The 20,631-nt window shown below is 70.5% G+C and carries 18 protein-coding genes; 6 read left to right on the forward strand and 12 right to left on the reverse strand.

Features of this window, described 5'->3' with window-relative positions; all coding sequences use genetic code 11:
• Positions 1–213 precede the first annotated feature (213 nt).
• From WD026_RS00835 to WD026_RS00850, 4 genes are all read left to right on the forward strand, one after another.
• Positions 214–963: an electron transfer flavoprotein subunit beta/FixA family protein gene (locus tag WD026_RS00835; RefSeq protein WP_425721771.1), complete on the forward strand. Its 750-nt coding sequence runs from the start codon at positions 214–216 to the stop codon at positions 961–963.
• Between the two features lie 28 nt (positions 964–991).
• Positions 992–1,924 carry an electron transfer flavoprotein subunit alpha/FixB family protein gene (locus tag WD026_RS00840; protein ID WP_425721772.1) on the forward strand — a complete coding sequence of 311 codons (933 nt, stop codon included), beginning with the start codon at positions 992–994 and terminating at the stop codon, positions 1,922–1,924.
• Positions 1,925–2,007: 83 nt separating this feature from the next.
• Positions 2,008–3,795 carry an acyl-CoA dehydrogenase gene (locus tag WD026_RS00845; protein WP_425721773.1) on the forward strand — a complete coding sequence of 596 codons (1,788 nt, stop codon included), beginning with the start codon at positions 2,008–2,010 and terminating at the stop codon, positions 3,793–3,795.
• A 22-nt stretch (positions 3,796–3,817) separates the two neighbouring features.
• Positions 3,818–4,798 carry an NAD(P)H-dependent flavin oxidoreductase gene (locus WD026_RS00850; RefSeq protein WP_425721774.1) on the forward strand — a complete coding sequence of 327 codons (981 nt, stop codon included), beginning with the start codon at positions 3,818–3,820 and terminating at the stop codon, positions 4,796–4,798.
• A gap of 6 nt (positions 4,799–4,804) precedes the next feature.
• On the opposite strand, the gene WD026_RS00855 is transcribed toward WD026_RS00850, so the two are convergent.
• The 10 genes from WD026_RS00855 to WD026_RS00900 form a co-directional block, all read right to left on the reverse strand.
• Positions 4,805–5,659 carry a hypothetical protein gene (locus WD026_RS00855; RefSeq protein ID WP_425721775.1) on the reverse strand — a complete coding sequence of 285 codons (855 nt, stop codon included), beginning with the start codon at positions 5,657–5,659 and terminating at the stop codon, positions 4,805–4,807.
• Positions 5,660–5,757: 98 nt separating this feature from the next.
• Complete coding sequence (gene pgi / locus WD026_RS00860; RefSeq protein WP_425721776.1) at positions 5,758–7,356, reverse strand: glucose-6-phosphate isomerase; 1,599 nt, start codon at positions 7,354–7,356, stop codon at positions 5,758–5,760.
• Complete coding sequence (gene eda, locus WD026_RS00865) at positions 7,353–7,994, reverse strand: bifunctional 4-hydroxy-2-oxoglutarate aldolase/2-dehydro-3-deoxy-phosphogluconate aldolase (protein WP_425721777.1); 642 nt, start codon at positions 7,992–7,994, stop codon at positions 7,353–7,355. The genes pgi and eda overlap by 4 nt, the downstream gene beginning before the upstream one ends.
• Positions 7,991–9,838: a phosphogluconate dehydratase gene (gene edd / locus WD026_RS00870; RefSeq protein WP_425721778.1), complete on the reverse strand. Its 1,848-nt coding sequence runs from the start codon at positions 9,836–9,838 to the stop codon at positions 7,991–7,993. Before edd ends, eda begins: the two co-directional genes overlap by 4 nt.
• A gap of 12 nt (positions 9,839–9,850) precedes the next feature.
• Positions 9,851–10,609 (reverse strand): 6-phosphogluconolactonase, encoded by a 759-nt coding sequence (pgl, locus tag WD026_RS00875; protein WP_425721779.1) that lies wholly within the window; start codon positions 10,607–10,609, stop codon positions 9,851–9,853.
• Positions 10,610–10,638: 29 nt separating this feature from the next.
• Positions 10,639–12,111 carry a glucose-6-phosphate dehydrogenase gene (zwf, locus tag WD026_RS00880; protein WP_425721780.1) on the reverse strand — a complete coding sequence of 491 codons (1,473 nt, stop codon included), beginning with the start codon at positions 12,109–12,111 and terminating at the stop codon, positions 10,639–10,641.
• Between the two features lie 39 nt (positions 12,112–12,150).
• Entirely contained in the window at positions 12,151–12,843 is a 693-nt protein-coding gene (locus WD026_RS00885; protein ID WP_425721781.1) for an ABC transporter ATP-binding protein, read from the reverse strand.
• Positions 12,840–13,820, reverse strand: coding sequence for a tRNA (adenosine(37)-N6)-dimethylallyltransferase MiaA (gene miaA / locus WD026_RS00890; protein ID WP_425721782.1), 981 nt, complete (start codon positions 13,818–13,820; stop codon positions 12,840–12,842). The genes WD026_RS00885 and miaA overlap by 4 nt, the downstream gene beginning before the upstream one ends.
• A 6-nt stretch (positions 13,821–13,826) precedes the next feature.
• Positions 13,827–15,101: a Bcr/CflA family efflux MFS transporter gene (locus WD026_RS00895; protein WP_425721783.1), complete on the reverse strand. Its 1,275-nt coding sequence runs from the start codon at positions 15,099–15,101 to the stop codon at positions 13,827–13,829.
• A 67-nt stretch (positions 15,102–15,168) separates the two neighbouring features.
• The gene (locus WD026_RS00900; RefSeq protein WP_425721784.1) at positions 15,169–16,032 is read right to left on the reverse strand and encodes an alpha/beta hydrolase; all 864 of its coding nucleotides are present in this window, start codon (positions 16,030–16,032) and stop codon (positions 15,169–15,171) included.
• Positions 16,033–16,110: 78 nt separating this feature from the next.
• Between WD026_RS00900 and WD026_RS00905 the strand changes: the two genes are divergently transcribed.
• A complete protein-coding gene (locus tag WD026_RS00905; protein WP_425721785.1) occupies positions 16,111–16,527 on the forward strand; it encodes an HIT family protein in 417 nt (138 codons plus the stop codon).
• On the opposite strand, the gene gdhA is transcribed toward WD026_RS00905, so the two are convergent.
• Together gdhA and mutL are read right to left on the reverse strand one after the other, a co-directional pair.
• Positions 16,520–17,863, reverse strand: a complete 1,344-nt coding sequence (gene gdhA / locus WD026_RS00910) for an NADP-specific glutamate dehydrogenase (RefSeq protein WP_425721786.1) — start codon at positions 17,861–17,863, stop codon at positions 16,520–16,522. The genes WD026_RS00905 and gdhA overlap by 8 nt on opposite strands.
• Before the next feature lie 125 nt (positions 17,864–17,988).
• Entirely contained in the window at positions 17,989–19,932 is a 1,944-nt protein-coding gene (mutL, locus tag WD026_RS00915) for a DNA mismatch repair endonuclease MutL (protein ID WP_425721787.1), read from the reverse strand.
• Between the two features lie 38 nt (positions 19,933–19,970).
• Here mutL and WD026_RS00920 point away from each other — a divergent pair, with 38 nt between their 5' ends.
• On the forward strand, positions 19,971–20,618 hold the full coding sequence (locus WD026_RS00920) for a DedA family protein (RefSeq protein WP_425721788.1): 648 nt from the start codon (positions 19,971–19,973) through the stop codon (positions 20,616–20,618).
• Positions 20,619–20,631: the final 13 nt, after the last annotated feature.

Here is a 20,631-nt window from a genome sequence, read left to right on the forward strand (position 1 = left end):
GTCGGCCGGACGACGCTTGCCGCAGCACGGCGGGGGGAGATTGCGTACCACCCGGGGTACCCGCCTATAATCGCGAAAAAGCACGACCGTTCGTTTTTCTGCCCGGGTCCGCCACACGGAAGTCACCCAGGGCAGACATACAATCCGAATTGACGTGCACGTCAATTCAGACCGGCCCGCACGACAACCATCCCAACCCTGGAGCCCAGCAACATGAAGGTCATCGTTCCCGTCAAACGTGTGGTGGATTACAACGTCAAGGTGCGCGTCAAGAGCGACGGCACCGGCGTCGACATCGCCAACGTCAAGATGAGCATGAACCCCTTCGACGAGATCGCCGTCGAGGAGGCCGTGCGTCTGAAGGAGAAGGGCGTGGTGACCGAGGTCATCGCCGTGTCCTGTGGCGTGGCCCAGTGCCAGGAAACCCTGCGCACCGCCATGGCCATCGGTGCCGACCGCGCCATCCTGGTGGAGACCGCCGAAGAGCTGCAGCCGCTGGCCGTGGCCAAGCTGCTCAAGGCCCTGGTCGACAAGGAACAGCCGCAGCTCGTGATCCTGGGCAAGCAGGCCATCGACGACGACTGCAACCAGACCGGCCAGATGCTGGCCGCGCTCGCCGGCCTGCCGCAGGCCACCTTCGCCAGCAAGGTGGAAGTGGCCGACGGCCGCGCCAGCGTCACCCGCGAGGTGGACGGCGGCCTGGAAACCCTGAGCCTGAGCCTGCCGGCCGTGATCACCACCGACCTGCGCCTGAACGAGCCGCGCTATGTGACGCTGCCCAACATCATGAAGGCCAAGAAGAAGCCGCTCGACACCGTCAAGCCGGAAGACCTGGGTGTGGACGTCGCTCCGCGCATCAAGACCCTGAAGGTCAGCGAGCCGCCCAAGCGCGGCGCCGGCATCAAGGTGGCCGACGTGGCCACCCTGGTCGACAAGCTGAAGAACGAAGCCAAGGTGGTCTGACCCCCGCGCCGCACACAGGAGAACACTCATGACCGCACTCGTCATTGCCGAACACGACAACGCCTCCATCAAGGGCGCGACCCTCAACACCGTCACCGCAGCCGCTGCCTGCGGCGGTGACGTGCACGTGCTGGTGGCCGGCCACAACGCCGGTGCCGCCGCCGCCGCTGCCGCGCAGATCGCCGGCGTGGCCAAGGTGATCCATGCCGACGCCGCCGGCTTCGAGCACGGCCTGGCCGAGAACGTGGCCGCCCAGGTGCTGGCCCTGGCCGCCGGCTACAGCCACATCCTGTTCCCCGCCACCGCCGGCGGCAAGAACGTGGCCCCGCGCGTGGCCGCGCTGCTGGACGTGGCCCAGGTGTCCGACATCACCAAGGTCATCAGCGCCGACACCTTCGAACGCCCGATCTACGCCGGCAACGCCATCGCCACCGTGCAGAGCAGCGACGCCACCAAGGTCATCACCGTGCGCACCACCGGTTTTGACGCCGCTGCCGCCACCGGTGGCTCGGCCGCCGTGGAGACGGTCGCCGCCGTGGGTGATGCCGGCAGCAGCCGCTTCGTGGGCAGCGAGATCGCCAAGAGCGACCGCCCGGAGCTGACCGCCGCCAAGATCATCGTCTCCGGTGGCCGTGCCCTGGGCAGCTCCGAGAAGTTCAACGAGGTCATGACCCCGCTGGCCGACAAGCTGGGTGCCGCCCTGGGCGCCAGCCGCGCTGCGGTGGACGCCGGCTACGCGCCGAACGACTGGCAGGTCGGCCAGACCGGCAAGATCGTGGCGCCGCAGCTGTATGTGGCCTGCGGCATCTCGGGCGCCATCCAGCACCTGGCCGGCATGAAGGACAGCAAGGTCATCGTGGCCATCAACAAGGACCCCGAGGCCCCGATCTTCAGCGTGGCCGACTACGGCCTCGAAGCCGATCTGTTCGAGGCCGTGCCCGAACTCATCGGCAAGCTGTAAAGCGCCAGCACCCCCAAGGGCATCGTCGTGATGCCCTTTTTTTGCACCCGACATCCCGACCGACGAATTTCAGGAGACCCGCAGTGAGTTACGTTGCCCCCATCAAGGACATGCTGTTCAACATCGAGCACCTGGCGCGCATCGACCAGGTGGCGGCCCTGCCGGGGTTTGAAGACGCCGGTCTGGAAACCGCGCAGGCGGTGCTGGAGGAATGCGCCAAGCTCAACGAGGGCGTGATCGCCCCGCTGAACTGGGAAGGCGACAAGAACCCGTCCTTCGTGAAGGACGGCGTGGTCACCACCACCCCGGGCTTCAAGGAGGCCTACCGCCAGTACGCCGAGGGCGGCTGGCAGGGCCTGCAGCACCCGGTGGAGTTCGGCGGCCAGGGCCTGCCCAAGACCATCGGCGCGGCCTGCGGCGAAATGCTCAACAGCGCCAACATGAGCTTCGCGCTGTGCCCGCTGCTCACCGACGGTGCCATCGAAGCCCTGCTGACCGCCGGCAGCGACGAGATGAAGGACAAGTACCTCAGCCGTCTGGTCACCGGTGAATGGACCGGCACCATGAACCTGACCGAGCCGCAGGCCGGCTCCGACCTGGCCGCCGTGCGCACCCGCGCCGAGCCGCAGCCGGACGGCACCTACAAGATCTTCGGCACCAAGATCTACATCACCTACGGCGAGCACGACATGGCCGGCAACATCGTGCACCTGGTGCTGGCCCGCGTGGTCGGCGCGCCCGAGGGCGTGAAGGGCATCAGCCTGTTCGTGGTGCCCAAGTTCATGGTCAACGACGACGGCTCGCTGGGCGCGCGCAACGATGTGTACTGCGTGAGCGTGGAACACAAGATGGGCATCAAGGCCAGCCCCACCGCCGTGCTGCAGTACGGCGACCACGGTGGCGCCACCGGCTTCCTGGTGGGCCAGGAGAACCGCGGTCTGGAGTACATGTTCATCATGATGAACGCCGCCCGTTACGCCGTGGGCGTGCAGGGCATCGCCATCAGCGAGCGGGCCTACCAGAAGGCGGTGCAGTACGCCCGCGACCGGGTGCAGAGCCGCCCGGTGGACGGCAGCTTCACCACCGCTGCGCCCATCATTCACCACCCCGATGTCAAGCGCATGCTCATGACCATGCGCGCCACCACCGAGGGCTGCCGTGCCATGGCCAGCGTGGCCGCTGCCGCATTCGACGCCGCCCACCACCACCCGGATGCGGCGGTGCGCCAGCAGAACGCCACCTTCTACGAATTCATGGTGCCGCTGGTCAAGGGCTACAGCACCGAGATGAGCCTGGAGGTCACCAGCCTGGGCGTGCAGGTGCACGGCGGCATGGGCTTCATCGAGGAAACCGGCGCAGCCCAGTACTACCGCGACGCCAAGATCCTGACCATTTACGAAGGCACCACCGCCATCCAGGCCAACGATCTGGTGGGCCGCAAGACCGCGCGCGACGGCGGTGCCACCGCCAAGGCCATTGCCGCGCAGATCGCCGTCACCGAGGCCGAGCTGGCCGCCGGCAGCGCCCAGGCCCAGGCCGTGGCCAAGCGCCTGAAGGCCGCCCGCGAAGCCTTCATCGAGGTGGTGGACTTCATCGCCGCCAACACCCGCAGCAACCCCAACGCCGCGTTTGCCGGCAGCGTGCCCTACCTCATGCTGGCCGGCAACCTCATGGCCGGCTGGCAGCTCGGCCGCGCCCTGCTGGTGGCCGAGAAGCTGTCGGCCCAGGGACAGGACGTGGCCTTCATGCAGGCCAAGATCACCACGGCCCGTTTCTATGCCGACCACATCCTCAGCCGCGCCCCGGGCATCCGCGATGCCATCGTGGAAGGTGCCGAGGCCGTGACCGCACTGACCGCCGACGCGTTCTGATCACCCCCACCCTGGAGACAACATGACCGCACCCGCCCGCAGCCTGCCGCCGGTTCTCAAGAACATCCGATTCCCGGTGATCGGCTCGCCGCTGTTCATCATCAGCAACCCCAAGCTGGTCATTGCCCAGTGCAAGGCCGGTGTGGTGGGCTCCATGCCCGCGCTCAATGCCCGCCCGGCCTCGCAGCTGGACGAGTGGCTGCACGAGATCACCGAAGCCCTGGCCGAACACGACCGCGCGAACCCCGACAACCCGGCCGCGCCGTTTGCCATCAACCAGATCGTGCACAAGAGCAACGACCGGCTCGAGCACGACCTGCAGGTGTGCGCCAAGTACAAGGTGCCCATCGTCATCACCAGCCTGGGCGCCCGCGAGGACGTGAACCAGGCGGTGCACAGCTGGGGCGGCGTGGTGCTGCACGACGTCATCAACAATGTGTTCGCCCACAAGGCCATCGAGAAGGGGGCCGACGGCCTCATCCCGGTGGCGGCGGGTGCCGGCGGCCACGCCAGCGTGAAGAGCCCCTTTGCCATGGTGCAGGAGATCCGCGAATGGTTCGGCGGCCCGGTGGCGCTCTCGGGCTCCATCGCCTCGGGCGGTGCCATCCTGGCCGCGCAGGCCATGGGCGCCGACTTTGCCTACATCGGCTCGGCCTTCATCGCCACCCATGAGGCCCGTGCGGTCGACGGCTACAAGCAGATGATCACCGAGAGCAATTCGGACGACATCGTCTACAGCAACTTCTACACCGGCGTGCACGGCAACTACCTCAAGGGCAGCATCCGCAATGCCGGCATGGACCCGGACAACCTGCCCCAGAGCGACCCCAGCAAGATGAACTTCAGCACCGGCGAAGGCGCGAATGCCGCCAAGGCGTGGCGCGACATCTGGGGCTGCGGCCAGGGCATCGGCGCCATCCGCGAGGTGGTGCCCGCCGCCGACCTGGTGGCCCGCTTCAAGCGCGAGTACGCCGAAGCGAAGGCCCGCATCTGCGGCGGGTGAGGGGCATCAGGCGCTGACCTGCCGACCCGACGCCTGGATCTCGCGCAACCAGCCCTCCTGATCGAAGAACGGGGTGCTCGGTTGCCCTGATGCCTGCGATTCACGCTGCTGCACGGCCCAGGCACCGGCGTGGCGGGCCAGCGGCGTTTCCAGCGCCAGGACCGCGTTGCTCAGCTGGTCCAGGGCCTTGCGCTGTTCGACCGGCGTCGTTGCGTTCGCTGTCGCGGTGTCGAAGGTCTCCAGCTGGATGCGCAGTGCATCCACGTCCATGGCCTTGGCCACCTCGGTCGATCCCCATTCACCGTCCTGCACCACCAGGGGCTTCGATTCGATGAAAGCCCGATGGCGGGCCTGGAGTGCCTCGATTTCCGCCGGCAGGATCAGCCCGTCAAACCGGGTCCAGTCGGGCTGCTGCAGGGCGGCCCAGGTGCTGGCCGACACCAGCCGGGGCATTTTGTGGTGCCGGGTCGAGGTGTGGATGCCGAAGGAGCCGTCGTGGTCCCACGACGCACCCACGGTCGAGTTGGACTCGTGGTCATCGGCCTCGTTGCCCAGGAAGTTCTTGACCTGGTGCTCGTTGTAGCGCCGCCGGATGGAAGGGTGGTTGACGTCGAAGCGGTTGTAGTAGCCCACAGCCTTGTCCTGGTCGGCCAGCACGAAACGGACTTCGAAGCTGTACGGGTGATGGGCTGATGCAAACCCGCGCGAGGTGGCGAGTTGCTGCAGGTCCTGCTCGCTCATGGCGGTCAGCGCAAGACGGGCAGCCGGGGTGTCCAGTCGCAGGATGACCGCAGGCAGGTCGCGGTGATTGGACAGGCGTGAAGAATCCTGCTGGGAACCGGAGTTGGATGTGCTGAGCATGGCGGGCCTTTGCCGTGGTGGAATGACCGCTTAGGTGGTGCCGATGCCGGCCCGCTCTCCTCACCAATCTGTCAACCTCGGCGTGGCCCGACCACCGGCTACTGTCCCTGTTCCATCGCCTTGGCCAGGGTCTTGCCCAGCTCCACGCCCCACTGGTCGTAGGCGTTGATGTTCCACAGCGCGGCCTGGCAGAACACGCGGTGCTCGAAGAGTGCGGCCAGGGCGCCCAGGCTGAAGGCATCGAGCCGCTCCAGCCAGAACACATGGCTGGGTGTGTTGCCATGGAACTGGCGGTGCGGCGCCAGGGCCTGGGCCTGTGCCTCGGGCATGCCCTGGCGGCGCAGCATGGCCAGGGTGTCGTCCAGGCTGCGGCCCTGGGCCATGGCCTCGGCCTGGGCCACCAGGTTGCGGTTGACCAGGGCCAGGTGGTCGGCAGCCAGGGGCAGGGGCGTGTCGTCGGTTCGCACGCCGATGAAGTCCACCGCCACTTGGTGGCGGCCCTGGTGGATGAGCTGGTAGAAGGCGTGCTGGCCGTCCATGCCCAGGCCGCCCCAGATGACCGGGCCGGTGTCCACCGTGACCGGCACACCATCAATGTGGGTGTGCTTGCCGTTGCTCTCCATGTCCATCTGCTGCACATAGGGCGTGAAGCGGCCCAGGCGCGCGGTGTAGGCGGCCAGCATGAGGCTGGGCATGGCCAGGAAGTTGCGGTTCCACACGCCGTGCAGCGCCAGCCGCATGGGCAGGTTCTGTGCCGGCGGCGCCTGCAGGAAGTGCAGGTCCATGGCGCGGGCGCCGGCCAGCAGCTGCAGGAAGGCCTCGCGCCCGATGGCCACGGCCAGCGGCAGGCCCAGGGCCGACCACAGCGAATACCGCCCGCCCACCCAGTCGCTGAACAGGAAGGTGCGCTCGGGCGGATGGCCGTGTTTCGCGGCCTCGTCGGGGGCGGCGGTCACGGCCACCAGGTGCTGGTGCAGGCCGGCCTCGGGGATGCCCTGGTCGAGCAGCCAGCGGCGTGCGGTGGCGGCATTGGCCAGCGTTTCCTGCGTGGTGAAGGTCTTGCTGGCCACGATGAACAGCGTGCGCCGGGCATCCAGCGTGCGCAGCACGCTCCACAGCGCCCACGCGTCCGGGTTGGCCAGGTAGTGCACCCGCACGCCGGGGTGCACCTGCTGCGCCAGCGCCTCGGTGGCCATGCGCGGCCCCAGGTCGGAGCCGCCGATGCCGATGTTGACCACGTCGGTACAGGCCTGCCCGTCCGATCCCTTCACCTGGCCGGCACGCAGCTGCTCGGCAAAGGCGGTCATGCGGTCGAGTTCGCGCGCCACGCTCTGGCTCACCTCGGCCGGCCAGGGGTGGGGGGCGTCGGGCGTGGCACGGCCGCCGCGCAGGGCCACGTGCAGCACCGGGCGCTGCTCGGTGGTGTTGATGGGCTCGCCCCGGAACATGGCGTCGCGCTGACCGGGCAGGTCGGCCTGCAGGGCCAGTTCCACCAGGGCGGCTTCCACGGCGGGCGTGAGGCGCTGGCGGGTGGCGTCCAGCGTGATGCCGGCGGCCTGCAGCGTCAGGCGCTGCGCGCGGTCGGGCTCGGTGGCCAGCAGCTCGCGCAGGTGGGGCTGCCCGGCTTGGGCCAGGGCGGCCAGACGGCTCCAGGCGGGCAGGTCGACGGGATGGGGGCGGTGGGCAGGAAGGGTCATGCGGGAGCGGAAAGCGCCACGGCCTCACGGGCCAGGCGGGTGATGCGGGACCAGTCGCCCGCGGCCACGGCGTCGGCCGGCGTGAGCCAGGAGCCGCCGGCCATGGCCACGTTGGGCTGGTCCAGGAAAGACGCGAGATTGTCGGGGGTCAGCCCGCCGGTGGGGCAGAAGCGCACATCGGGCAGCGGCGCGGCCAGCGCCCGCAGCAGGGGCACGCCACCGGCCTGCACGGCCGGGAAGAGCTTCTGCAGCAGGAAGCCGTGTTCGCGGGCGCGCATCACTTCGCCGGGCGTCATGACGCCGGGGATGAAGGGCAGGCCCACGGCGCGCACCGCGTCCACCAGGGCCTCGGTGCAGCCGGGCGACAGCGCGAAGCGCGCACCGGCGTCCACCACGCGCGGCACGTCGGCGGCGCGGGTGACGGTGCCGGCACCCAGGTGCATGGCCGGCACGGCGCGGGCCACGGCTTCGATGGCGGCCAGCGCGGCGTCGGAGCGCAGGGTGATTTCCATGACGTCGATGCCGCCCTCCAGCAGGGCCTGGGCCAGCGGCACGGCGGTGCGGGCGTCGTCGATTACCACCACCGGCACCACGCGGGAGCGGAAGGCGGGCAGGGCAGGCAGGGAGGCAACGGTCATGTCAGCGGATGGGGCAAGGGAGGGAACAGCGGTGACGCACCCTGCTCGGCCACACCAGCGTGCTGGCGGAACAACGCAAACAGTTCGCGGCCCACGCCGTGGCTGTGGGCCGACAGCTCGGGGTGCTGCACCGTGCGCGCGGCCAGGGTGGCGTCGTCCACCTCCAGCTGCAGCAGGCCACGCTCGGCGTCCAGGGTGATGAGGTCGCCGTCGCGCACGCGGGCGATGGGGCCGTCGGCCAGGGCTTCGGGGCTCAGGTGGATGGCCGCCGGCACCTTGCCGGACGCGCCCGACATGCGGCCGTCGGTGACCAGGGCCACCGCGTGGCCGGCGTCCTGCAGCACGGCCAGTGCGGGCGTGAGCTTGTGCAGCTCGGGCATGCCGTTGGCCCGCGGCCCCTGGTAACGCACCACGGCCACCAGGTCGTGGCGCAGGCCACCGGCGGCGAACTCGGCCAGCAGCTCGGCCTGGTCGTGGAACACCCGGGCCGGGGCGCGCACCACGCGGTGCTGCGGCTTGACGGCCGACACCTTGATCACGCTGCGGCCCAGGTTGCCGCGCAGCAGGCGCAAGCCGCCATCGGCGCTGAAGGGATCGGCCACCGGCCGCAGCACGGTGGCATCACCGCTGGCGGCGGGCACCTCGCGCCAGGCCAGGCGCTCGCCGTCGAGCCAGGGTTCACGCGTGTAAGGCAGCAGGCCCTGGCCCGCCACGGTGGTCACGTTGTCGTGCAGCAGGCCGGCGCTGCGCAGTTCGCGCACCAGCCAGGGCATGCCGCCGGCGGCATGGAAGTGGTTCACGTCGGCGCTGCCGTTGGGGTAGATGCGGGCCAGCAGCGGCACGGCGGCAGACAGCTCGGCAAAGTCGTCCCAGTCGATCAGCACGCCGGCGGCGCGCGCCATGGCCACCAGGTGCAGGGTGTGGTTGGTGGAGCCGCCGGTGGCCAGCAGGCCGACCATGCCGTTGACCACGCTGCGTTCGTCCACCACCTCGGCCAGCATCACGCCGCCCGGGGCAGCATGGCGCACGGCGGTGTCCACCGCCGCGCGGGTGAGCGCCTGGCGCAGCGGGCCGTGGGGTGGCACGAAGGAGCTGCCCGGCAGGTGCAGGCCCATGATCTCCATCAGCATCTGGTTGCTGTTGGCCGTGCCGTAGAAGGTGCAGGTGCCGGGGCTGTGGTAGGCCTGGGCTTCGGAGGCCAGCAGCGCCTCGCGGCCCACCAGGCCCTGGGCGTACTGCTGGCGCACCCGGGCCTTGTCGTCGTTGGACAGGCCGCTGGCCATGGGGCCGGCCGGCACGAACACCACCGGCAGGTGGCCGAAGGACAGCGCGCCCATGAGCAGGCCGGGCACGATCTTGTCGCACACGCCGAGCATGAGCGCGGCGTCGAACACGTTGTGCGAGAGCGCCACCGTGGTGGACAGCGCGATCACGTCGCGCGAGAACAGCGAGAGCTCCATGCCGGCCTCGCCCTGGGTGATGCCGTCGCACATGGCGGGCACACCGCCGGCCACCTGCGCGGTGGCGCCGATGGCGCGTGCATGGTCGCGGATGAGGGCGGGGTAGTGCTCGAACGGCTGGTGGGCCGAGAGCATGTCGTTGTAGGCGGTGACGATGCCGAGGTGCGGGGCCCGTTCGGCGTGGATGCGCAGGCGGTCGTCACCCGGCAGCGCGGCCGTGGTGTGGGCCATGTTGGCGCAGCCCAGGCCGGCGCGTTGCCGGCCATCGCGGCGCTGCTGCGCCATGCGGCCCAGGTAGTCGGCACGGCTGGCAGCGCTGCGCTGGCGGATGCGCTCGGTGACCGCGGCCAGCACCGGATGCAGGGGAGGGGGGGTGTCGTTCATGGGCATGGGGAATCAGGGCGCCAGCCACACATGCAGCGGTGGCGGCGGCCGGTCGCTGCTGCGGGCCAGCAGCAGCGACAGCGGGCGGTCCGCCGAAGCATCGCCTTGCAGTGCCTGCCGGTAGACCGATTGCTTGACCGCCCCGCACAGCGGGAGTTCCAGCAGGCCGGCGCCGCGCAGGGCGGTCAGGCTCAGGGTGAGGCGGGCGTGTGGTGCCCGCGTCGGGCGGGTCCAGGCCACCGGCTCGGCGGTGGCCAGGGCCTGGGCGGTGCCGGGGGCATCGGGAAACAGCGAGGCGGTGTGGCCGTCCTCGCCCAGGCCCAGCACCACCACATCGGCCGGCAGCAGGGTGGCCACGCGGCGGCTGGCGGCGCGGGCGAGTTCGTCGAGGTCGCGCGTGTCGAGCGACTCGGGGGCATCGGGCAGGGCGTCGAAGAACGGCACGAAGCGCGCACCGATGGCGTGTTCCTGCAGCAGGTGGCGGCGCACCAGCGCGGCATTGCTGTCGGCGTGCAGCGGCGGCACACAGCGTTCGTCCACCGGGATCACATGCACCCGCGCCCAGGCCAGCGGCAGCTGCCGCAGGGCCTCGAACAGCGGCACCGGGCTGCGCCCGCCCGAGACCGCCAGCGTGGCCTGGCCGCGCCGCGCCATGGCCGTCTCCAGCGCCTGGCCGATGTGGGCGGCCAGCGCCGGCCACAGCGTGTCGGCCGGCTGGTGGTGGTGTTCCTGGATCGGGTCGGTGCGGGGGGTGGCGTCGGTGGTCGGCATGGGGGTCCTCGTCGTCCTCGTCCTCTTCGTCAGTGCGCTTCGGCCCAGGCGGCGTTCTCGCTGGCCAGCAGGCTCGATGCCGCGGCCGGGCCCCAGCTGCCGGCCGCATACGGCCGCGGCGCTTCGCCCAGCGCCTCCCAGCCTTGCAGGACGGGGTCGATCCAGGCCCAGGCGGCCTCCAGTTCGTCGCGCCGCATGAAGTGGGTCAGCCGCCCTTTGATCACGTCCACCAGCAGGCGTTCATAGGCCTCGGCCCGCCGTTCGGTGAAGGCCGACTGCAGGTCCAGATCCAGGTGCACCGGGCGCAGCCGCATGCCGCTGCCGGGCTCCTTGGCCATCATCTGCAGCTGCACGTGTTCTTCGGGCTGCAGCCTCAGCACCAGGCGGTTGACCGGCTGGCGCGGGGTGTCGGGGAACAGCGAGCAGGGCAGGTCGGCGAACTCCACCACGATCTCGCTGCGGCGTTCGGCCATGCGCTTGCCGGTGCGCAGGAAGATGGGCACGTTGGCCCAGCGCCAGTTGTCGATGCGCGCGCGCAGCGCCACGAAGGTCTCGGTGCGGCTGCCGGCGGGCACCTGGTCCTCGTCCTGGTAGCCGGGCACGCGCTGGCCGTCGATGTGGCCGGCGGTGTACTGGCCGCGCACCGTGTCGCGTGCCACATCGGCCAGGCTCATGGGGCGCAGCGAACGCAGCACCTTGAGCTTCTCGTCGCGCACCGCGTCGGGGTCGAGCGAGACCGGCGGCTCCATGGCCACGATGCACAGCAGCTGCAGCAGGTGGTTCTGCACCATGTCGCGCAGTGCGCCGGTGCCGTCGTAGAAGCCGGCGCGGCTGCCCACGCCCACGCTCTCGGCCACGGTGATCTGGATGCTCTTGATGCCGGGGCTGCGCCACAGCGGCTCGAATATGGCGTTGCCGAAGCGCAGCACCATGAGGTTCTGCACCGTCTCCTTGCCCAGGTAGTGGTCGATGCGGTAGGTGCGTTCCTCGCTGAAGTGGCGCGCCACCTCGTCGTTGATGCGGCGGGCCGAGGCCAGGTCGTGGCCCAGGGGCTTCTCCAGCACCACGCGGCTGTCCGGGCTGATCAGCCCGGCGGCGTCGAGGTGGGCACAGATGTCGGTGAACAGGGTGGGCGCGGTGGCCAGGTAGAACACCCGGTCGGCACCGGGCCGCAGTTGCCGGCCCAGGGCGGTGAAGTCTTCGGCCCGGGTGGCGTCCAGCGTGGCGTGCTGCAGCCGCTCCAGGAAACCGGTCCAGTGCCCGCTCTGGCGTCCGTCGGCCCCGACGAAGCCGGCCACCTTGTCCTCGATGAAGGCCAGGAAGCTGCTGCGGTCCCAGGGCTGGCGGCCCAGCACATGGATGCGGGCCTGCGCCGGCAGATGGCCGTGCCGGTGGGCGGCGAACAGCGCCGGCAGCAGCTTGCGCACCGACAGGTCGCCGGCCCCGCCGAAGATCACCAGGTCCAGCGGTCGGTCGGGGGCGGGGGTGTCGGGCATGGGCATCGTGCGGTTACAGAAAGCCCAAAGTTTAATGTAATCAAGTTACATGCCGGTAACGGGATGCACCGGGTCCATCGGGTACAGGCCATCGCTGCGCAGCTGCAGCACCCGGTCGGCCCGTGCGGCCGCGACGGTGGAGTGGGTCACCAGCACCAGCGAGGCGCCGTTTTCACGGGTCTGCTGCTGCAGCAGGTCCAGCACGCCGGCGGCGGTGGTGGGGTCGAGGTTGCCGGTGGGTTCGTCGGCCAGCACCACGGCCGGCCGGTGCACCAGGGCGCGGGCCACGGCCACCCGCTGCAGCTGCCCGCCCGAGAGCGCGGCCGGCAGCCGATGACCCAGGCCCGTCAGGCCCACGGCATCCAGCAGGTCTTCCACCCGCTGCGGATCCTCACGGCCCAGCAGCATCAGCGGCAGGGTGACGTTCTGCCTCACGTCCAGGTGGGGCAGCACATGGAAGGCCTGGAACACGAAGCCCAGATGCCTGCGCCGCCACCGTGCCCGGGTGCTCTCGTCCAGCCGGCCCAGATCGGTCACGCGGCCGTCCGGGGCGGTCCAGGTGACCTGCCCCTCGCTCCAGGTGTCCAGGGACGCCATGCAGTTGAGCAGGCTGGACTTGCCCACGCCGGACTCGCCGACGATGGCCACGAACTCGCCCTGCTCCACCTTCAGGCTCGCCTGCTTGAAGATGAGGGTGTCGTCGTAGTGCCGGGACAGGTTCTGGATGTGCAGCGTCATGGGTGTGAGGGTGGAGGACCCAGCCATTCGTGGGCGATGGACAGCACCTGCGCGAGTGCGTCGGGCGCATCGCAGGCCACCTGGCGGCGCTCGGGCATGGAGCGCAGCCAGGTGAGCTGGCGTTTGGCCAGCTGCCGGGTGGCGGCGATGCCGCGCTCCCGCAGATCGGTCAGCGTGGCCGCATCCAGGGGATCGGCCAGGTCCAGCGCTTCCCAGGTCTGGCGGTAGCCCACGCAGCGCATGGACGGCAGGTCGGCATGCAGGTCTCCGCGCGCGCGCAGCGCACGCACTTCGTCGATCAGCCCGGTGGCCAGCATGAGGTCGAAGCGCTGTGCAATGCGCTGGTGCAGCCAGGCCCGGTCCTGCGGCTCCAGCGAGATCAGGTGCTGCGGCAGCAGCGGGCTGTGCGGGTTGTGGGTGCGGCCGCTCTGCCAGGCCGACAGCGGCCGACCCGACACCGCGTGCACCTCGAGCGCGCGCTGGATGCGCTGCGCATCGTTGGGGAAGAGGCGGGCAGCGCTGACCGGGTCGACCCGCGCCAGCTCGGCATGCAGCGCCGGCCAGCCTTGTTCGCGGGCACGGGCCTCGATGGCGTCGCGCACCGACGCATCGGCGGTGGGCATGTCGTCCAGCCCGACCAGCAGGGCCTTGAAGTACAGCAGGGTGCCGCCCACCAGCACGGCGGTGCGGCCGCGTGCGGCGATCTGATCCACCAGCCGGGTGGCGTCGCGCACGAAGGCGGCAGCGCTGTAGGCCTCGGTGGGTTCGATGAGGTCGATCAGGTGGTGCGGCACCTGCGCCTGCTCGGCCGGTGTGGGCTTGGCGGTACCGATGTCCATGCCCCGGTAGACCAGGGCCGAATCGACGCTGACGATCTCCACCGGCCAGTGCCGGGCCAGCGCCAGCGAGGCCGCGCTCTTGCCGCTGGCCGTGGGGCCGGCCAGGGCGATGCAGCGCGGGCGGGCGGCGGTGGTCATGCCCGGTCAGGATGCCCTGGATGCCGCGGTCCGGGGGGCGGCCGGTGCCTCGCCGTGCCGGCGCACCAGGGTCCAGGCGCACAGCGCACACAGCACGCCCCAGAACCAGATGCCGTTGGTCAGCGGCAGCACGCTGCCCTGGCCCGGCCCGAAGGCCGCCATGCTGTGGCCCAGCCAGCTGCCCATGGCAAACGCCGTGACCATCATGATCAGTCCGGCCAGCGCCGAGGCCGCGCCGGCCGACTGCGGGAACGGCGCCACCGCACCGCTCTGGCCGCAGGGCTGGTGCACGCCGTGCGCCACCATGAACAGGTAGAACGGCAGCACCACGGCCCACACCGTCTGCACGCCCGCCAGCGCCAGCAGGCCCATGGTGCTGCCCCCGACGAGCGACAGCGCACCGGCCACGGCCACCGTGCGACGCACCCCCAGCCGGGCCAGCAGGCGGCGGCACAGCACGGTGCCGCTGATGTAGCTCAGCGACATGGTGAACATCACCAGCCCGTACTGGGTCTTGCTCAGGCCCAGCACCTGGATGAACACGAAGGACGATGCTGCCAGGTAGGTGAACAGGCCGCCGTAGGACGCGGTGGCCAGCAGGGCGTAGGCCCGGAACGTGGGGTGGCGCGCGATGCGCACCCAGTTGCCGATCAGCACCCGGGGGTGGAGGGCCTGCGGGTTGGTGTGGCGCACGGTTTCCTGGAAGCGCCAGGCAATGATGGCCAGGGTGACCGCGCCGAACACGCCGATCAGCAGCAGCGCGGCGCGCCAGCCCAGCAGGTCGGACGACAGGCCGCCCAGCGGGGCGCTGCAGCAGGCGATCACGCCCAGACCGGTCAGCCCGCGCGACATGAAGCGGGCGCCTTCGGCCGGCGCGTACAGGTCGCGCACGATGGCGCGGGCGCACATGACCGCCGCACCCAGCGCGGCGCCCTGCACGGCGCGCCACGCAATCAGCTGCTCCATGCTGGCGGCCAGCGCGCTGCCCACCGAGGCGGCCACGAAGGCCCCCAGGCCGATGAGCAGGATGGGGCGGCGGCCGAAGCGGTCCGACAGCGGACCCCACACCATCTGCGACAGGCCGAAAGCCAGCAGCAGTGCCGTCAGCGTGAGTTGCGCCTGCGACATGGGCGCGCCGAACCCGGTGGTGAGCGCCGGCAGCGCGGGCAGGTAGAGGTCGGTGGCCACCGGTTGCAGGCCCAGCAGCAGGGCCAGAGCCAGCACCACGAAACCGGGGCTCATGGCAGCGGGCGCAACGGCGGCGGAAGAGGGGGCAGACATCCGGTCGAGGGTAGCAGATGCACCGACCGCACACTGCCGTGGGCAGACAGCCGTCAGCCCATGGCCGTCACCGCATCGCCTGGGGTGCCTCGCCCAGACCGAACAGCTCGGCCAGGGCCTGCCGGTACTGCGGCTGACCGACCGAATTGGTGTTGTGGTGCGAGCCGCCCTCGACCAGCACGAAGGCCTTGGGGCCGCGCGCCGCCTCGAACAGCTTCTGACCCAGCTCGGGCTTGATCAGCCGGTCCTCGCTGCCGTGAACCACCAGCAACGGCGAGCCGATGTCGGCCACCTTGCGCACCGACTCGAAGCGCTGGGTGATCAGGGGCGACAGCGGCAGCCAGCCCCAGCGGAAGGTGCTCACCACATCGGGGATGGAGGTGAAGGTGCCTTCGACCAGGGTGCCGCGCTCGTCCGGCACCTGCCGGGCCAGTTCGATGGCAATCGCCCCGCCCAGCGAGTGGCCGAAGATGTAGCGCGGGCGCTCGGGGTGGCGCTGCGCCAGCCAGTCCCAGGCGGCGCGGGCGTCTTCGGCGGCCAGCGTCTCGGACGGCAGCTGCGGGGTGCTCTTGCCGAAGCCCCGGTAGTCCACCGCCAGCACCGAGAAGCCCAGCTCCTGCATGCGCCGGATGCGGAAGGCCGATCCGGTCACGTTCCAGCGCGCACCGTGCAGGTACAGCAGCACCGGCGCATCGGCGCGCTGGCGCAGGTCGGGGTGCGGGTGCCACAGGCCGTGCAGCCTGACCGGCTCGCCGGTCTCGGCCGAGGTGAACTCGATCCAGACATCGTCCATGTCTTCGGCCGCCAGCGAGCCGCCCGACCAGCTGCGGTCGGAGGGCTGGAAGATCCACTGGCGCTGTTTTTCGTCCAGCGTCGCACAGCCGGCCAGCAGGCCGAGCGACGCCAGCAGCAGGGCGATGAGTCGCTTCATGGCAAAGGTGGAGCGGGTGGCGCGGCAAAAGTTCAGGCGAGAATGCCCGGATCACCCGCCACGCCGGAGCCTCACATCATGACCGACAGTGTGTTTGCGCGCATCGCGCGCCGCGAAATACCCGCCGCCATCGTGTTCGAGGACGACCGGGTCATCGCCTTCATGGACGCCGGCCAGGTGAACCCGGGCCATGTGCTGGTGGCCACCCGCCGCGTGGCCGAGACCCTGCTCGATCTGGACGAAGCCGAGGCCGCCCACCTGTTTGCGGTGGCCCACCGCATGGCCCGCGCCGTGCAGCAGGCGTTTGCACCGGCCGGCATCACGCTGCTGCAGACCAACCGCCCCGCCGGCTGGCAGACCGTGCCCCATGTGCATGTGCACGTGCTGCCCCGGCACGAGGGCGACGGGGTGGGGCTGGTCTGGCCCCGCATGGACCCGCCGATGGCGCAGCTGCAGGCCTGGGCCGATCAGCTGCGCGCGACCGGCCTCAGGTGATGCCCTGGGCCAGCATGGCGTCGGCCACCTTCACGAAGCCGGCAATGTTGGCCCCGGCTATGTAGCTCACCGTGCCGTCGGCGCGCTGGCCGTGGCGCACGCAGGCGGCGTGGATGCCCTGCATGATCTCCAGCAGGCGGCGGTCCACCTCTTCGCGGGTCCAGCCCAGGCGCATGGCGTTCTGGCTCATCTCCAGGCCTGACGTGGCCACGCCGCCGGCGTTGCTGGCCTTGCCCGGCGCGTACAGCACACCGGCCGCCTCGAAGGCCTTGGCCGCCTCGATGGTCGAGGGCATGTTGGCGCCTTCGGCCACGCACAGCACACCGTTGCGGATCAGGGTGGCGGCATCCTGGGCGTCCAGCTCGTTCTGGGTGGCGCACGGCAGGGCCACGTCCACCGGCACATGCCAGGGGCGCACGCCGGCTTCAAAGCGGGCGCCGGTGCGCTGGGCGTAGTCGCTCACGCGGCCGTAGTGGTGGTTCTTCACGTCCATCAGGATGGCCAGCTTCTCGGGCGTGAAACCGTCCTCGTCCACGATGGTGCCGCTGGAGTCCGACACGGTGACCACCCTGGCACCCAGCGCCATGGCTTTTTCCACCGCGTACTGGGCCACGTTGCCCGAGCCGGACACCGACACCCGCAGGCCCTCGAACGACTTGCCCCGGGTGCGCAGCATCTCCTGGGCAAAGTACACCGTGCCGTAGCCGGTGGCCTCGGGCCGCATGAGCGAGCCCCCGAAGCTCAGGCCCTTGCCGGTGAACACGCTGGCCGCGTTGTTGGCCAGCTTCTTGTACATGCCGGCCATGAAGCCGACCTCGCGCCCGCCCACGCCGATGTCGCCGGCCGGCACATCGGTGTCGGGACCCACGTGGCGGTACAGCTCGGTCACGAAGGCCTGGCAGAAGCGCATCACCTCGCCCTGGCTCTTGCCCTTGGGGTCGAAGTCGGCGCCGCCCTTGCCGCCGCCCATGGGCAGGGTGGTCAGCGCGTTCTTGAAGGTCTGTTCGAAGGCCAGGAACTTCAGCACCGACAGGTTCACCGAGGGGTGGAAGCGGATGCCGCCCTTGTAGGGGCCGATGGCCATGCTGTGCTGGATTCGGTAGCCCCGGTTGACCTGCACCTGGCCATGGTCGTCCACCCAGGACACGCGGAACATGACCACGCGCTCCGGTTCCACCAGCCGCTCCAGCACGCCCTGTTCGGCGTAGCGCGGGTGGGCGGCAATGAAGGGCCACAGGCTTTCCATGACCTCGGTGACGGCCTGCAGGAACTCGGGCTGCCCCGGATTGCGCAGGGCCACCTGGGCCAGGAAGTCGTGAACGGACGCGTGTTTCATCGGGTCATGCTCCAAAAAAGTGCATGACATTATGCGAAAACGGCATTTCGCGAACCAAAATGCCGTTTTCTGGTGCGCTTCAGGCGCGTTGCGTACGTTTTTGGGGCGTCTGGATGCCGACCGGATCAGCGTCCGCGCAAAAACAGTGCATCCAGATCGCGCATGGCCAGCTGGCGCCAGGTGGGCCGGCCGTGGTTGCACTGGTCGCTGCGCTCGGTGACCTCCATCTGCCGCAGCAGGGCGTTCATCTCGTCGAGCGTGAGGCGGCGGTTGGCGCGCACCGCGCCGTGGCAGGCCATGGTAGCCAGCAGCTCGTGCTGCGCCCGCTGCACCACGCTGGCGGCGTCCACGCCAGCCAGCTCGGCCAGTTCGGCCAGCACGCTGCGGGCCAGCTCCACCGGGTTGCCCTGGGCCAGCGTGGTGGGCACGGCCCGCACCGCCAGCGTGCGCGGGGAGAGTGCCGTGATCTCCAGCCCCAGGCGGGCCAGCACCTCGGTGGCGTTCTCGGTGGTGGCCACTTCGGTGGGCGTGGCGGCAAAGGTGGCCGGTATCAGCAGCGGCTGCATGGGCACCGACCGGGCATCGAGCTGCTGCTTGAGCCGCTCGTACACGATGCGCTCGTGGGCCGCGTGCATGTCCACGATGACCAGCCCCTGCGCGTTCTCGGCCAGGATGTAGACGCCCTGGATCTGCGCCACGGCCCTGCCCAGGGGCCAGTCGCCCTCGGGCAGGGGCTGCGCCGGCAGGGGCGCGGTGGGCTGGGTCGCCGTGGCGGCGTCCGGGCCGGGCGGTGCACTGGCTGCCACACTGGGTGTCCACAGCGCGGCCAGATCGTTCACCGGCACACCGGCCTGGGCGGGCGCGGTCGACCAGCCCGGTGCCGCCAGCGAAGGGCCGCTGCCGCCGAAGGCCAGCCGGTCCTGCCGGGCGGAGAGCAGCGGGTCCGCCGGCATGCCCTGCGCCGGCGGGGGGGGCACCACCGGCGCCGCCGCGGCCCGGGGCGCGGCCAGGGCGGTGTTCACGCCCTGATGCACCGCGTGGTGCACCTCGCGGCTGTCGCGGAAACGCACCTCGATCTTGGTCGGGTGCACGTTCACGTCCACCCGCGTGGGGTCCAGCGCGATGAAGAGGGCAAACACCGGCTGGCGGTGGCCGTGCAGCACGTCTTCATAGGCGCTGCGCACCGCGTGCTGGATGACCTTGTCGCGCACATAGCGGCCGTTCACGTAGGTGAACTGCAGGTCGGCCCGCGAGCGGGCGGCGTCCGGCACACCGGCCCAGCCCCAGACCCGCACCGCGGTGGACGGCCCCGGCTCGGCCGGCCAGGCCACCGGCACCGCCTGCTCCACGAAGTCGCTGCCCAGCACGTCGGCCAGTCGCTGGCGCAGGGCGGCCAGCGCGTCCTGCGGTTCGTCGGCCAGGTCGACGGCGGCGGCCCGCCACTGGGCCACCAGGCGGCCGTCGTGCCAGATGGCAAAGCCCACGTCGGGCCGGGCCAGCGCGTGCCGGCGCACCGATTCCACGCAGTGCGCGAGTTCGGTGGCGTCGCTCTTGAGGAACTTGCGCCGTGCCGGCGTGGCAAAGAAGAGTTCGCGCACCTCCACCGTGGTCCCGCGCTGGCGGGCGGCGGGGCCGAGCTCGCCGCTGCGGGCATCCAGCAGCCAGCCGTGCGGCACGTCGTCGGTGTCGATGCGGGTGAGCAGCGAGACCTCGGCCACCGAGGCGATGGCGGCCAGGGCCTCGCCCCGGAACCCCATGGTGCCCACCGATTCCAGGTCGGACAGGCTGGCGATCTTGCTGGTGGCGTGGCGCTTGAGCGCCTGCGGCAGGTCGTGGCGCGGGATGCCGTGGCCGTCGTCCTCCACGCTGATCAGGCGCACGCCGCCGGCCTGCAGCCGCACCGTGATCTGGCGGGCGCCGGCGTCCAGCGCGTTGTCCACCAGTTCACGCACCACCGAGGCGGGACGCTCCACCACCTCGCCGGCCGCAATCTGGCTGATGAGCTCGTCGGGCAGCTCGCGGATGGCGCGGGGTGCGGGGAGGGCGCTGGAAATCGGCGGGGTCGTCATCGGCAAATTGTAGGAAGGCCGCGCCGATAATCCCCGGCATGGAGCTCATCACCTTCCTGATCGATTTCATCCTGCACGTCGACCAGCACCTGCAGGCCTTCGTGCAGACCTATGGAGCCTGGGTGTATGCCCTGCTGTTCCTCATCGTCTTCACCGAGACCGGGGTGGTGGTCATGCCCTTCCTGCCCGGCGACTCGCTGCTGTTCGTGGTGGGCACGCTGTGCGGTGCCGGCCTGATGAGCCTGCCGCTGGCCATGGGGCTGCTGGTGGCCGCGGCCATCCTGGGCGACCAGACCAACTACAGCATCGGCCGCTACTTCGGCCCCCGCGTGTTCCAGTGGGAGAACTCGCGGCTGTTCAACCGCAACGCCTTCAACCAGGCCCATGCCTTCTACGAGCGCTACGGCGGCATCACCATCATCCTGGCGCGCTTCATGCCCTTCATCCGCACCTTCGCCCCCTTCGTGGCCGGCGTGGCCGAGATGAACCGTGCGCGCTTCACCGCCTTCAACGTGATCGGCGCACTCATCTGGGTGGTGGGCCTCACGCTGGCCGGCTACTGGTTCGGCAACCTGCCCTGGGTGCAGGCGAACCTGAGCAAGATCATCTGGGCACTGATCCTCATTCCGGGTCTGATCGCGCTGTTCGGCGCGTGGAAGGCCCGCACGAACACAGCGACCCCCTGAGCACAGCGACCCC

The sequence above is a fragment of the Hydrogenophaga sp. R2 genome (genome assembly GCF_049843595.1).
Taxonomy (GTDB): Bacteria; Pseudomonadota; Gammaproteobacteria; order Burkholderiales; family Burkholderiaceae_C; genus Hydrogenophaga.